This window comes from Rhizobium sp. BE258, assembly GCF_031457345.1.
Classification (GTDB): Bacteria; Pseudomonadota; Alphaproteobacteria; order Rhizobiales; family Rhizobiaceae; genus Rhizobium.
The window spans coordinates 262,284-276,353 of record NZ_JAVDWL010000005.1; the positions used below are offsets into that span (position 1 = coordinate 262,284).

Annotated in this window: 10 protein-coding genes; 1 reads left to right on the forward strand and 9 read right to left on the reverse strand. The window is 61.4% G+C overall.

The features are described 5' to 3' along the window. Positions 1-19 precede the first annotated feature (19 nt). Positions 20-1,189, forward strand: a complete 1,170-nt coding sequence (locus J2X43_RS19595) for a glycosyltransferase family 4 protein (protein ID WP_310296423.1) — start codon at positions 20-22, stop codon at positions 1,187-1,189. Here the strand turns inward: J2X43_RS19595 and J2X43_RS19600 are convergent. The 9 genes from J2X43_RS19600 to epmA form a co-directional block, all read right to left on the reverse strand. Further along, positions 1,186-4,491: a polysaccharide biosynthesis C-terminal domain-containing protein gene (locus J2X43_RS19600; protein ID WP_310296425.1), complete on the reverse strand. Its 3,306-nt coding sequence runs from the start codon at positions 4,489-4,491 to the stop codon at positions 1,186-1,188. The two genes, J2X43_RS19595 and J2X43_RS19600, sit on opposite strands and share 4 nt — an antisense overlap. A 69-nt stretch (positions 4,492-4,560) precedes the next feature. After that, positions 4,561-5,736, reverse strand: coding sequence for a glycosyltransferase family 4 protein (locus J2X43_RS19605; RefSeq protein WP_310296707.1), 1,176 nt, complete (start codon positions 5,734-5,736; stop codon positions 4,561-4,563). A gap of 13 nt (positions 5,737-5,749) precedes the next feature. Then, on the reverse strand, positions 5,750-8,227 hold the full coding sequence (locus tag J2X43_RS19610; RefSeq protein ID WP_310296427.1) for a glycosyl hydrolase 2 galactose-binding domain-containing protein: 2,478 nt from the start codon (positions 8,225-8,227) through the stop codon (positions 5,750-5,752). Positions 8,228-8,243: 16 nt separating this feature from the next. Then, the gene (locus J2X43_RS19615) at positions 8,244-9,206 is read right to left on the reverse strand and encodes a DUF1839 family protein (protein WP_310296428.1); all 963 of its coding nucleotides are present in this window, start codon (positions 9,204-9,206) and stop codon (positions 8,244-8,246) included. Positions 9,207-9,214: 8 nt separating this feature from the next. Continuing rightward, on the reverse strand, positions 9,215-10,123 hold the full coding sequence (locus tag J2X43_RS19620; RefSeq protein ID WP_112385874.1) for an amino acid--[acyl-carrier-protein] ligase: 909 nt from the start codon (positions 10,121-10,123) through the stop codon (positions 9,215-9,217). A 5-nt stretch (positions 10,124-10,128) separates the two neighbouring features. Continuing rightward, positions 10,129-11,310 (reverse strand): acyl-CoA dehydrogenase family protein, encoded by a 1,182-nt coding sequence (locus J2X43_RS19625; RefSeq protein WP_112385875.1) that lies wholly within the window; start codon positions 11,308-11,310, stop codon positions 10,129-10,131. Next, the gene (locus J2X43_RS19630) at positions 11,310-11,561 is read right to left on the reverse strand and encodes an acyl carrier protein (protein ID WP_112385876.1); all 252 of its coding nucleotides are present in this window, start codon (positions 11,559-11,561) and stop codon (positions 11,310-11,312) included. The genes J2X43_RS19625 and J2X43_RS19630 overlap by 1 nt, the downstream gene beginning before the upstream one ends. A 256-nt stretch (positions 11,562-11,817) precedes the next feature. Then, positions 11,818-12,870, reverse strand: a complete 1,053-nt coding sequence (locus tag J2X43_RS19635; RefSeq protein ID WP_310296432.1) for a lysine-2,3-aminomutase-like protein — start codon at positions 12,868-12,870, stop codon at positions 11,818-11,820. After that, positions 12,867-13,931, reverse strand: coding sequence for an EF-P lysine aminoacylase EpmA (gene epmA / locus J2X43_RS19640; protein WP_310296435.1), 1,065 nt, complete (start codon positions 13,929-13,931; stop codon positions 12,867-12,869). Before epmA ends, J2X43_RS19635 begins: the two co-directional genes overlap by 4 nt. Between the last annotated feature and the right edge of the window lie 139 nt (positions 13,932-14,070).

The window sequence follows — 14,070 nt, forward strand, 5'->3', positions numbered from 1 at the left end:
CGTTCCGGGATCAGGGAGCATGGCATTGGAAGCAACGGCAGAGCAGGCAAATGCAGCACCGATGATCGTGCATGTCGTGCGCCAGTTTCTGCCGAACCGCGGCGGGCTGGAAGACGTGGTCGCCAACTTGGCGCGCGAGACCGTCAAGCGCGGCTACCGCGTCCGGGTCGTCACGCTCAACACGCTGTTCACGGCGCGCGACCGCAAGCTTCCGTCGCATGAGATCATCGACGGTATCGACGTCGTGCGTATCCCCTGGTCCGGCAGCACCCGCTATCCGATCGCACCGCAGGTCCTTCGCCATCTCGCCGACGCCGATCTCGTCCATGTCCACGCGATCGATTTCTTTTTCGACGCGCTGGCGCTCGGCCGCGTTCTGCACCGCAAGCCGATGGTCGCGACGACCCATGGCGGCTTCTTTCACACGCAGAAACACGCGGCCCTCAAGAAGATATGGTTCCAGACGCTGACACGGTTCTCGGCGATGAACTACAAGCGCGTCGTCGGCTGCAGCGCCTCCGATATCGCCCAGTTCTCGCAGATCGCCGGCAATACCGTGCTGATCGAGAACGGCGTCGATATCGGCAAGTTCGCAGACAGCGCATCACGCCAGCCGCGCCGCCGGATCGTCACCATCGGCCGCTTCTCGGTCAACAAGCGGCTCGACCATCTCCTCGATGTCATGCAGGTTCTGGCCGCCCGTGATCCGGAATGGCATCTGGATATCGTCGGCTCGGAATCGGATCTGAAAGGCGCCGATCTCACGCGCGAGATCGCGGCCCGCGGCCTCGATCGTGCGGTCGGCCTTCATGTCGGCATCGCCAATCCGGAGATACGGTCTCTGATCTCGGCGGCATCGCTCTTCGCCTCAGCATCCGAATACGAAGGCTTCGGCCTCGTTGCGCTGGAAGCGATGAGTGCCGGCCTCAATCCGGTTCTGAACCGCAATGCTGCCTATGTGGCACTAGCCGAACGCAAGATGCCGCTGTCGATTGCCGACTTCAGCGATCCGGAAAATGCAGCGGCCGCAATCGAACAGGCCTTCGCGACGATTGCAGCCGAACCGGCGGCAATGCGCGATGCGCTGATCGCTGCCGCCAGACCCTATTCATGGGATCACGTCGCCGGGCTCTATATCGATCTCTACAGATCGCTCGGTATCCCGGCTTTCCAGCGGATTGCCGCTTAAGCTTTCGCCAGCTTGGCGATCTCATCCAGCACGATCCGGCGCGATTCCAGTGGCGTCAGATTGTGGTCGGCATCCTCAAGCATCACGAGACGCACGTTCGGATAGCGCGCCAGCTTGCGGCCACCCGGACCGAAGTGGAAATACATATGATCGAGGCCGACATCCGCTTCGCTGTAGATCAGCGTCAGCGGCACGTTGCGCTTGCCGAACGATGCGAAGGCCTGCTTCACCTCGCGCGCCACATGCCCCTTGTGCGGTAACAGCTCGATCAGCGGCGCGAAGCGATGCGAAACCCGGCGGCCGAGCGCGATGAAGATGTTCTGGAAGGCCGCCTTGACATCGACCTGACCACGGAAAAGCCGCTTCAGGGTCTCGATGTTCATCAGCCGCTGGCTGTAGTCATCGACGCTGCGCGGCACCGAGACGACATGCTCCTTGGCGACCTGAACGGCGGGGTCCCAGTAATAGACGAAGGGATTGATCGAGACGACCGCCTTCAGGCGCTCATCGGCAATGCCGGCACGGAAGGCCACATAGCCGCCGCTGCAGCGCCCGGCGACCATCACGGGGCCTGGAACATGGGTCTCCAGGAGATCGAGCGCAGAGACAGCGTCATCGATCTGTGTCTGCGAGTAGAGAATCTGATCCGGCGCATCGGGACGCGGAACGCTGTCGCCGACATTGGCGGAATCGAAGCGCAGCGATGTCACACCCTGGCGGGCGAGTTCGCGCGCCATGTCAACGATCGCACGGCCCCAGCCGGCGTGCCGGTCATAGGCAGTGGTGAGGAACATCACCGAATTGCCCTTGGACGCCCCAACCGGTCGGCTGATGACGCCAACGAGATGGTGATGCGCACCGAAACGCACCGGCACTTCTTCAAAGCCATCGCCGTGCAGGATCTGGTTTTCGGCGGGAACCACCGAATTTGCCGCCGTGGCGTCAGGCACCGTGTTCGTCTCGATCCAGCGCGTCAGTTCGGCAACGACACGCATCGGCGTCTTCGCAAACAGCGGATTGGTCGCCAGCTCGTCATACCCCTCGAACACAGTCTCATCGACGGTCGCGCCGAGTGATCTGAGGGCAGTGGCAAAGCTGGAATCTCCGACGCGCGACGGGTGCTCGAAGATCACATAATGCGATGCAGCCAGGCTCTCGGGCGCCGTCAGATTGAGCTTGCGGATTTCCGCGGCAATCGCTTCAGGCATGAACAGACCGGCGATCGTTACCTGATCGGCCGGAGCGTGCTCCTTGCTGAGGCCGAGATCGGCGTGAATGATCTTCGCCCACATGTTCAATTCGCGCAGATAGCCGCGTCCGCTCAGAACCGGCGCCAGCATCGCGACGCCACTGACGCCTGGGATCGTCGCACCGATACGCTGCACCAGCGCGGCGCCGATCCCCTGGGCGATAAGGATGATTTGGTCGCAACCGCTCAGCGATTTCAGCTCTTCGGCCGCAGCACGAACCGATGCTTCCCAGCTGGAGAGCGTTGCCGGCTGATTGCCGAAATCAAGCGCGTCGCCGGTGCCCAGATAATCGAAGCGAAGGCTGGGAACACCGATATCCGAAAAATGCTCGGCAGCGACGCGATAGAACTTGCGGCTGCACATCTCCTCGAAGCCCCAGGGGCTGACGAAGAGGACAGCGGAGGACCGCTTGGTGACGGCAGGATTTTCAGGCATGAACAGCCCGATCGTGCCATCGAAGGCAACCGGGAAGGCGGCGCTGCGGCCGGCACCTTCAGCCGGCTCGTGAACGGCCTCGGTTGGCTTTTTCTGATCATTCTCCGACTGCAGCGGTGCGATGAATTGCGCGGCCTTCAACGCCGGGCCGCGCAACGCAGACGGCACCTTGCTGAGGATCGAGCGAATGACAATTGCGTCTTGTCTCGGAATGACCTTGAGAAGTTTGAGTGCGAACAGATAGGCGACACCGCCTGCGATGATCGCCAGCACCAGGCCAACAGGATTGTGGACGAGCTCGAGGACCGCGAGAGCCGCCAATGCGCAAAGCACGGCCGCCACCGTCACCTTCGCGAGGCTGACATAGAGGGTCGAAAGCTGACTTCCAAAGCCGGTCTGTTTGATCATGATCACGCACATCACGACAAAAACAGCGATGCGAACGACCGCAGCGCCTTCCGCCGCAAAAGTAGGCACCAGGAGTAAACAACCGCCTACCATGACAAGGCCACCAATCACACTGGTCTTCAGGCGATCGCGCACCCGGTCCATCGACAGCAAATAGAGGCTGAGGATCTGCATGAAGGTGTAGGCAGGGGCGGCCAGCGCCAGAAGCATGACGACGGGACCGCTCGGGCGGAAGGCTTCGCCGAACACGCTGACAACGAGAACGCCCGAGATCGCCGCCAGTCCAAAGCTCATCGGCATGATGATATAGGCCATGCTGCGGGTGACCGCGGCGAAGACTTCAACCGGCAGGGTCGAATCCTTGCTGTTGTGCCGCTGCTCCGAATAATAGGGCAGCAGGCTGCCGGTCATCTGGATCGGCAGTTGCAGGGCGATATTGGCGACCGACAGACCGATTGCGTAGTAACCGACCATCTCGACCGACCAGAATTGCTGCAGGAACAGCAGTTCGAGGCGATTGATGAAGACGGAATCGATCAGGAACTGCGTCGATATGATCACCGACGACGAGGCGAGAACGCTAAGTGAAATATCGCATCTGTCCCGCTTGGTCAGCAGGATCGGCATGGTCGCGACGAAAAACACCAGTTGGCCGAGCGCATAGCCGATCAGCACGCCCTCGACGCCGTAAAGCACCGCGCCGATCGCGACGCCACCGAGCTGCAGGATCGAAACGCCGACGGTGAGCTTGAAGAAATCGCCGAGGCGCTTTTCGCCGATCAGGTAGAATTTGACGAAAGAGCCGATCGCCTGAATGAAGAACAGCGCGCCTGTCACCATCGCCACCGACGGCGCCGTTTCGGCCCAATGCATCTCTTCCGACGACAGGAAGAAGATGCCGTAGAGCCCGAGCAGCACCACCGTCGAAAACAGCATTAAGGTGACGAGGATCGAGGCAAAGCCCATGCGGCGCTTGCTGTCGTAACCTTGCACATTCAATTGCGGCAGGGTCTTCAGAAGCGTGATGCTGGAGCCCAGTTCGGCAATTGACGCGCCGGTGGCCACAAGCCAGAGCGAAAAGGCAACGATGCCGTTTGCCTCCGGGCCAAGCAGGCGGGCGGTGATGATCGACGATGCAAAACCGGTAGCCAGCAGCAGCATACCCGCAGCCGCGTTCATCACCGAATTCGCTATGATCCCGTTCGACATCCGTCTCTTTCCACTGGCTTCTCAGCCATTCCTAATGTGAAACCGTTAAATAAGGACCGAGGAGTTCGGTTAACGGCCCGCACCGGCAAGCGCCTGCAGCGCTTTCTCGTAGGTATTGGCCTCCAGATAGGCGACCAGGAAGCGTTTGGCGCGAGCGGCCTTTTCCTTCGCCGCCTGCGGGTCGGAATAAATCTGATCGAGGTAGCCCGCCGCCACTTCAGGCGACGGATCGGCCCAGACTGCACCCTTCAGCGCCGCAAATTCCGGATGCGTATCGACAACCGGGATCAGCGATGGCGCGACGTTCCAGGTATTTTCAGGGTCGCAGAAATCGACGGTGCCGGACCATCCCGTGGTCACGACAGGGGTATTATGAATGATCGCTTCGGCAACGGTCAGGCCGAAACCCTCCGAACGGTGTAGCGAGATATAGGCATCGGAATCACGGATCAGCCCGTTGATCTCGCTGCTCGCCAACTTGTCTGTGGCGATGCGAATCCGGCTATTGCCCTCGGCCGAACGGTAAAGGGCTGCAAGGCCGGGATCCTTCGCCGGATCACCGCTTCCCTTCATCAGCATGAAAGCCTTTGGGCAGCGCCGCTGAAAGATCTTGAAAGCATCGATGACAGCCTGCGGATTCTTGCGGTTGATCGACGATCCGGCGCTGAAGATGAAGCTGACCAGAAACGCGTCGTCCTCGACACCGAACTTCGCCCGCATCCCATCCGCAGCCGGCTTCTCCGTCACCGGATGCGGCAAAACAACGACAGGCGCGCTGGTCAGCGGCGCAATCGCCTTGCGGGTAAACTCAGAGGGGACAAAAACCGCGTTGACATAGCGCGCGCCGTTCCGCCACTCCGGCGGCACGATCTCCAACTCCCAGGCCCAATAACCGATGTTGTAGGCGCGGGCGAACTCCCGCAGTCCGGTGCTGAGCACCGCCCGCGGCAGCATTGGCGGATTGAGGTGCCAGATGCGCGTTCCCGGTTGAGCGGCATTGACTGCGGCAGCCTTCCATTCGACGGACGCACCCTCGTCGGCATGGGTACTGACATCCCGCAGAGAGATTCGGCGGCCGCCCGCGGTCAGCGCGTCGGCGCAAAGCCGCGCGGATTCGCCCACACCGGCCATCATCGACAGATAGCCGGCGACTTCGATCGGCCGCGCCGGATCGAAAGGCACCCGGGATTTCGGGATCAGCCGCTGCAGGACATGAGAGCGGAAGGCACGGTAGAGAGATCGGATAGGCATCTGTTTTTCAACCACCCACGCCGAAAGCAAAGCGGCGCATACTGCCGGCGCAAAGCACCTCGCCCTGAGGCTCTCCCGCCTTAGTGCCAACAGGCGTCAGCCGGATACGGCGCTGGATACCCGGCGCCAGATGAAACCAGTCGTCAGCTGGGCGATACCCAGCAGCATCGATGTGAAGCGATTGGGCAAGGCAGTTGGCGGAGACATCGAGTGCCCATGCGCCGCCGTCATCCACCAATGTCACGGCAACATCGGCATCGTGAAACGCCTTTGCCCGACCAAGCGGAAAGTGGAACGCTTCGGCCAGCAGGTCACCTTCCACCGAGCGCAGCCGCGCCACCGTAACGTCATGCGACGGCGGGCCGAAACGGAAGGCGTAAGTGGTATCGAAGAAGGCGCCGAAAAGTTCGGTCGCCGCGATCTTCTGCTTGCTCCGCGCTGCGATTGTCAGGCTCTGGCTGCCGCTTGCCGCCTGCTGCCGGCCGTCGCGGAAGCAGATAAGCTCAAGTTCCCCGGCAAGGTCAGTAGATGTCTCGTTGACCACATGCACATCGAGACCATTGGTCCCTTCGTCCGTCAGCACCACCTGCAACGGGCGGAATGCCCGGCGCATTGCATGCCAGACGGGCTTGGGTTCACCGGTGGAATCGATCACTCCCCAGCCCGGTCCGGCCAGCAGATCCTGTAGCGTCCAGACCAGCGCGCCGTCGCAACGCGATCCGGTGCGGCGCCATTCGGCAAAGGTTTCGGTCAGCACTTCGCCTGTGACGGCACGGGAAAGATCGAGATAGCGTTCCGGATTTTCGCGGCGAAGCCTGGCCGGATCGGTATCGTAGAGCAGCCCAAGATAGTGATCTCTGATATCCTCGAAATCCCAGGACGCGCCGCGGTCGCGCGGCACCCGGGCCTTCCAGAGAGGGTTGTGAACGGAGGGCACATCGAGATGCCGCTGCAACGTTCTCTGCTGCGGGACATGCGCGAAGGCGAGGCTTTCGGCGGCGAAACGCACATCGGCCCGGCGCGCATCGTCAAGCGGGCGCATATAGGCGCCAACGCCGTAGTAGTGCGTGACCCCTGCATTCGGCGAAAACGGCATGGCCCCGCCATAGGGCGAATTCGGAACGTAGGGCACATCCGGCCGCAGCCGCGACGCGATCGCCGGGATTACTTCGTCGGTCACCGGACCGCCCCAGAACTCCCGCGGCAACCCGAGCATCGCCGCCTGTTGGTGCACCTCGCTGCCACCGCAGAGCACGGCAAGCGAGGGTGAGGCCTGAACCCCATGCAGGAACCCTTCGACTTCGGCATGGACGTGACCGATGAAGGTCTTGTCGTTGCGTGGATAGTCGAAATTGGCAAACATGAAGTCCTGCCAGACGAGCAGGCCGAGCTCATCGCAGAGCGCAAAAAAATCGGGCGCCTCGTACGCCATCGTGCCGCCGACGCGGATCATGTTCATGCCGGCTTCGGCAGCCAGCCGCAGGAACGGCTCGTAATCGGCCCGCGCGCCGGGAAGCCGCACGATATCGGCGGTGGTCCAGACGGCACCCCGGCAAAAGACGCGCTCGCCGTTGACGCAAAGCCCGAAGCCATCGCCATCGGCCCCGCGATCGAGGGCGATCGTGCGGAAACCGGTCTTGCCGAGTGGATACTCGACATCGTCGGAAACCAGCGTCAGATCGTAGAGATCAGGCGTGCCGTGCGTGTGCGGCCACCACGGCTTCACATCGGCAAGCTTGAGGATGGCCGAGTAGTGGTTCTCGCCGATCTTCTTAAAGGCCGCCTCTTCTCCGCCGCAGCGCAGCTGAAGGATCGGATCGTCCGCGGCGGAATAAAGCGAAACGCTGACCCGTCCGCTGCCATCCTCATCCAGAACGCTGCGGATCGAGACATTGTCGATCGAAACAGGGCCGCTGCGCACCAGCGATATCGCCCGCCATGGTCCGATGGCATGGATCTCGGGGCACCAGCCCGGCATATGGCCGAGCACTGTGGTGCGGACATTCTTGAGGCCCGGCGGCGTGATCATCTGCGGGCGCCAGCGGGCGCGCGGCCCGGGCTCGGTAAGCTTCGGCGCGAGTGCCCGGAAGCACAGCGCAAGCTCGTCGCCGCCGGCAAGCGTCACCGGAATTTCGTGAGCGGTGAACATGCTTTCCGAAAACAGCAGCTCTTGGCCGTTGACGAACACGTGGCAAAGCGTTGCCAGTCCCTCCAGCCGCAGAATCCAGTCTCCCGGTTCTGTGTCGAACAGGCGGCAGACATACCAGGCATCCCGGGTGTTCAGAGGCTCCGGATTTTCCCTGTCGAACAGGCCGGCTCTCTCGAGCGCTTCGGCAACGGTTCCGGGCACCGGTGCGGCGATGAACTGCGACGTCGGGGGGATATCATGCGGCACGGCATAGGCATCGGGTTCCGTGAGAACGAGGTTCCAGCCTTCCGAAAGCAGCACCTCTTCTGCGCCGACGCTCGCCAACCTGCCCCGCATGATCAAGCCTCCGGTGTCACAGCTGCTCGGAAATCGAAGCCATCATGGAATCCCATGCATCGGCGGCCGGATCAAGCGCGGTCTGCAGCGGCTCGAATTTCTTGCGGGTCACGGCCCGCGCCAATTGGAACTGCACGGATTTGGCCGTCTCGGAAATCTGCCGGGCATCCGCCTCGGCGCTGCCGAACTGCCCCGGCGCAAGCCAGGCGAGATGATCCGCCGCCAGCTCGAAATTGGCGCCGAACTGGCGAAGCGTGTTGAAGGCATATTTGTGGAAGAAGCCGAAGGGCCGCTCGGCAATTTCCTCGACCTGCTGCGGGAAGACCGCGGCAAAGGCGCGGATCGGATTGCGGGCCGGGCGGCGTGCGAAATGCTTTCTGAAGATTGTTTGGGAAGCCGCCCGCATCTCCGCATCGCCTGGAAGCATCACCGGAAACTTGGCAAATTCGGTGTAGGGCAGAAACAACGCTCCGTCCGCGCCTGAATTCAGCTGAAACAGACCGTCAAAATCCTCGCCATCCAGCGCGAAGAACCCGGCATTGTGGAAATACTCGACGCGCTTCGCATCGAAATCCAGCCGGTTGATCGCCACGGTCGTCTTGCCGTGCTCGGTGCGGTAGGCAGTGCCCTGGGTGTCGGGCATGTAATAAGAATCCATCTCGATCAGGCAGAGCCGCCCGCGGCCGATCTGCATTTCGATATGGCGCTCGACGCGATCGAAGATCGCCAGTTCGCTGACGCGAATGCCGTAGAGCGTTTCCAGATCTTCCAGCGGCACCTTGAAGAAGGTGAACTGGTCGCCCTCGAAATCCTGCGTCATGGTAAAGCCGAGCATCGCTTCCGGCGGCAAGCCGAGCGTGTTCAGTACCTCGATCCAGAGATCGATATAGCAATTGGTTTCCGGCCACATGCGCTCGCTGGAATGGAGCGCATGCCTGACGTAGCCATCCGGAGCGATAGCCGGGAAAACAGCCTTCATCAGACGTCTCAGCCCCAGAGCGCCTTGCGGACGTTTTCAGGCCATTCCTTCACGTCGAGACCGTGATGGTGGAACAGCGCAAGCGCGATACGTTCCAGACCGAAGCCGACGCAGGCGGTATGTGCCACGCTGCCATCCTCGAGATTCAGACCCCACTTCAAGCCAAACGAGTCCTGATGGTAGTTGAAGCTCATGCAGGCGGTCGGATTGGCGGTCGAGGTGATCGGGATCAGCAGCTCGAACTTGAGGTTCTGGTCGCGCTGGTTGTTGACCATCATCTTGCCGGCGCGACCGAAGAACGGATCGTTCGCCACGTCGATGACCACATCGAGGCCAACCAGCTTCATCATCTCGACGCCGCGATCCATCCAGCGCTGGCGGAAATCCGTCACGTGGCTCTCGGTGCCCATGCAGACATATTCACGCATGCGAAACAGCTGCTGTCGGGCCGGATCCTTGGAAGGCTCATGGCGGAAGCAGTAGGACTGCAGATCGTAAAGCCCACCCTTGGCCGGCAGATTGCCGCGCTTGGCGACGGTCGGGTAGAGCGGATAGCAGGCGGCCGGCGTCAGTACGATCTCGGTCGCCTCCTGGCCCTTGGTCCAGTCGTCGCCGACTTCCATGCATTGCAGCAGGTTCATGTGATCGAGCTCGGCGCCGCAGAAGCTGTGCACCGTACCCGCAAGCTGCGGGAAGCTCTTCATATAGCCGCTTTTCTCGAAGATCGCCCGGTTCATGCCTGGCGGAAAGCGCATGGCTTCGGCACCATCGGCGCCGCCAAACCTGTCGATCAGGCGCTCGAAAGCGGAGATTACGTCTTCGAACTGGCCGCTGCGGCCGTAGAGGCCGTCAACGCCGGTATCGATCAGCAGGCCGGATTCGAAAAGCCGGTCCAGAAACGAGGTCTGCATATCCATGTGAGTCACCCCAGTAGGCTAGTGTCCTGCTTGTGGACGAGAAGCATGCTCGACGTGTTGCCGAGGATGCGGTCATTGGAAATCATCAGCTGCGCGGAATGCGCATCGCGAAGGTGCCGGCCGACGCTGAAAGGCGTGCCGTTCTTGTAGCCCATGATGCCGCAGATCAGCATGACGTGGTTGACGATCTCGAGGATCGTTTCCGACGAGGCGATCTTCACGTTGTTCATGGCAACGGCAAAGCCCATCGACGACAGCTTGTCGGGATCGGCCTTGGCGTCTTCGTAGGCTTTCAGACCCGCGACGACATTCGACTTCACCATCTGCAGAAGGTTCGAAACCTCGGCAAGGCGTAGTGCACCGGGCGGCGGAGCGCCGGGCGATTTGCGTGCGGCAGCGCGAACGAACGCCTGGGCGCGGCAGACGGCATCAACCGCAATGCCGTACCAAACACCGCTCCAGAGAAGATGCGAGGAGGCAAGCATCGACTGTGCTGCGATTTCGGCAAACGGCTTCGGCAGGATTTGTGCCGCCGGCGCTTCGCCCTTGAAGAGGAAGCCGTCGGAGCAGGTGCCGCGCATGCCGAGCGTATTCCATACATGGGTGCGCTCAAGCGTGTACTGGTCCTTGAGGAATGCCGTCAGCACCTGATCCGAAGACGCGGCCTCCGGCCCGCTGCGCGACGTGATCAGGATAGCATCGGCATGTGAGCCGTAGGAGATGACGGTCGCGTCCTTTTCGAGACGGCAAGTATCGCCGGTGATCTCGATGGCGCAGATGCTGTTGCGCAGATTGCCGCCAATGCCGCCTTCGGTCGTCGCCGAGGCGATCAGCAGCTGTTCGGCCGCGATACGCCGCATGAAACCTGCATGCCACTCGCTGTCAGCGCCATGCTCGACAAGGCTAGAAAGCTTGATGTGGTGCATGGCGAAAACCATGGCGCTTGCGGCGCAAGCCTGGCCAAGAACAGAGCAGAGTTCGGCGATTTCGGTCGTCGTCGCGCCCTCGCCGCCAAGGTGGCGGGGGATCTGAATGCCGAGCAGACGTTCGGCCTTCATCGCATCGGCAGCTTCCCGCGGGAAACGGCCTTCGGCATCGACGGTGTCGGCGTGCTTAGCCGCAATCTCGGCGACGCGCGCGGCCCGTGCCGCAAAGCTCTCTTCCGTGATCTTGACCGGGAAGTTCATCAGGCGACCTTCCGGCTGTCCTTGATCATATCGACGGTCTTCTCGATCGCCGAGATGCTGGCGAAGGACTTGCGGTTGAGAAGATTGTCGGGGAACTCGATATCGAAGGCTTCTTCGATCGCCAGCATCAGCTGGACCGATGCAAAGGATGTCAGACCCGCCGCGTAGAGATCGGCGTCGTCGGCGACCTGGTCGATCGACGCGGGAAGCTTGCCGAATTTGGCTATAATATCGCGGATTGTCTTGTTCATCCGAACATCTCCAAGATTGTCATGATCCAGAGCAGGCGTTCATCGCCTTCATCATGAGCGCTCTTTTAGGCCGGAAAACCCAATATTCCGCTAATTTGTCTGGTTAAAGATGAGCAAGATTCACACTTAAAGTTTTATCGAGTATCGCGCCCTGATTGAATTTCGCCTTTTCTGCTCAAATACTTGCCTCGCCAGTTTGGCGTAATACAGGAGCGGCGCGAAGGACTTGCCAGTGCAGAAATGGAACGGAAATCTTCTATCCCGCCGGTGGATAGCTGTGCTCGCCGCCCCGGTAATCAGAGACCGAGAAGCAACCGTCGGCGGTTTTGCGAACGCCGCTTTCGGCGATCACGGTCTTTCCGTAGCCGCCCGGAATATCCAGAATATAGGCCGGCTGGCAGAGGCCGGATATGCGGCCGCGCAAGGCTGCGACGATCGCCTGCCCTTCCTCGATCGACAGTCGGAAATGGCTGGTGCCGGGCGCAAGGTCGGGATGATGCAGGTAATAGGGCTTGATGCGGTTCTCGACGAACGTCTTCATCAGCGACGCGAGCACATCCGCGTCGTCATTGACGCCCTTCAGCAGCACAGATTGGCTGATCATGACGATACCGGCGTCGACGATCCGCGCGCAGGCCGCCCGCGCTTCGGCCGTAAACTCGCGCGGATGATTGGCGTGCAGTGCGATGTAGACGGTCTTGCCGCTCGCCTTCAGCGCGCCGATGAGCGCCGCATCGATCTTGCGCGGATCGACCACGGGCACGCGGGTATGAAACCTGACAATCTTGACGTGATCGATCGCCGAAAGCTCCCGCATGATGTCTTCCAGCCGCCGCGGCGACAGGATCAGCGGATCGCCACCGGTGAGAATGACTTCCCAGATCTGGTCATGCGTGCGGATATAATCGAACGCGGCTTTCATCGCCTCAGGCTCGAGCGTGCCGAGACCTTGCGGCCCGACCATCTCGCGGCGGAAACAGAAACGGCAATAGACCGGGCAGACATGCACCGCCTTCAGCAGCACACGATCCGGATAGCGATGCACGATCCCTTCGACAGGGCTGTGCGGGAGATCACCGATGGGATCGTCCCGCTCTTCCGGTGTCGTCTGCAGTTCGGAAACATCGGGCACGAATTGGCGAGCAATGGGATCAGCCGGGTCTACACGGTCGATCAGCGCCGCAATCGACGGCGTTAACGCGATCGCGTAGCGCGCGGCGACATCTTCAAGCGCCAGCCGGTCGGCGTCCCCGATCAGGCCTGCGCTCGAAAGGTCATCGATGGTCTTGATCGGCCTGACGATATTCATCGGCCATACTCCGCCACAGGCGCCCACAACACCTGATCGATGCGCGAGGCACCAGTCGCCAGCATCACCAGCCGGTCAAAGCCGAGCGCGATGCCGCTCGCCTCCGGCATGATCTGCAACGCCTCGAGAAAATCCTCGTCCAGCGGATAGCGCTCGCCATAGATGCGTGCCTTCTCGGCCATCTCGATCTCGAAACGGCGCCGCTGTTCGGCAGCATTCGTCAGCTCGCCGAAACCATTGGCGAGCTCGACGCCGCAGGCATAGACCTCGAAGCGCTCGGCAACCCGGGGATCCCGGCCTGACGGCCGCGCCAGAGCAGCTTCCGAAACAGGATATTCGTCGAGAATGGTGATGCGGCCGAAACCGAGATGCGGCTCGATCTTCTCGACCAGCGCTCGGCTGAAGAGATCGGCCCAGCCATCGTCTTCGGCGACACGCAGGCCGTTGCGGCGCAGTTCAGCCGCCAGATGCTCGCGATCGGTCGAGCCATCGGCTGCGACCGAGCCGAGCAGATCGATCCCGGCATAACAATCGAAGGCTTCCGCAACGGAAATCCGCTCCGGCCCAGCAAAAGGATCGGCCTCGGCACCGCGATACATCAGTTTGGATGCCTTGGCGGTCTCGGCAGCGAGTGCTGCGATCCGCACGCAATCCATCATCAGCGTCTCGTAACTCTCGCCCGCCCGATACCATTCGAGCATCGTGAACTCGGGATGATGCAGTGGCCCGCGCTCGCGGTTGCGATAGACATGCGCGAAACAGGCGATGCGCTGTTCGCCTGCCGAAAGGAGCTTCTTGCAGGCAAACTCTGGCGAGGTGTGCAGATAGAACAGCGCCGGTTGACCATCTGTCGTCAGCGCTTCTGTTGCGAAAGCATGCAGATGCGCCTCGTTGCCCGGTGACACCTGAAGTGCGGCCGTATCGACCTCGACAAAATCTTCGCCGGCGAAATAAAGACGCAGTGCCGCCTGGATCGCGTTGCGCCCAATCAGGAACGGGCGGCGATCCGCGTGGACGTCGGGCGTCCACCAGGGCGAGGCTTTGGCGCTCGTCAGGCTCATTCTCCGCTTTCTTCACCGTGACGGCCAACGCTGGGCTGGCTTTTCGCCGGATTTTAAGTTAGTTGCCGCCCCAAAGGAAAATTAATCGCGTCTCCAGGGCTATTGCGACAGTCCTCTACGACGCCGAAGGCTGAGTTAC

Coding starts and splice junctions, on each gene's coding strand:
- J2X43_RS19595 (WP_310296423.1), top strand. CDS start 20: ATGGCATTGGAAGCAACGGCAGAGCAGGCAAATGCAGCACCGATGATC.
- J2X43_RS19600 (WP_310296425.1), bottom strand. CDS start 4,491: ATGTCGAACGGGATCATAGCGAATTCGGTGATGAACGCGGCTGCGGGT.
- J2X43_RS19610 (WP_310296427.1), bottom strand. CDS start 8,227: ATGCGGGGCAGGTTGGCGAGCGTCGGCGCAGAAGAGGTGCTGCTTTCG.
- J2X43_RS19615 (WP_310296428.1), bottom strand. CDS start 9,206: ATGAAGGCTGTTTTCCCGGCTATCGCTCCGGATGGCTACGTCAGGCAT.
- J2X43_RS19620 (WP_112385874.1), bottom strand. CDS start 10,123: ATGGATATGCAGACCTCGTTTCTGGACCGGCTTTTCGAATCCGGCCTG.
- J2X43_RS19625 (WP_112385875.1), bottom strand. CDS start 11,310: ATGAACTTCCCGGTCAAGATCACGGAAGAGAGCTTTGCGGCACGGGCC.
- J2X43_RS19630 (WP_112385876.1), bottom strand. CDS start 11,561: ATGAACAAGACAATCCGCGATATTATAGCCAAATTCGGCAAGCTTCCC.
- J2X43_RS19635 (WP_310296432.1), bottom strand. CDS start 12,870: ATGAATATCGTCAGGCCGATCAAGACCATCGATGACCTTTCGAGCGCA.
- epmA (WP_310296435.1), bottom strand. CDS start 13,931: ATGAGCCTGACGAGCGCCAAAGCCTCGCCCTGGTGGACGCCCGACGTC.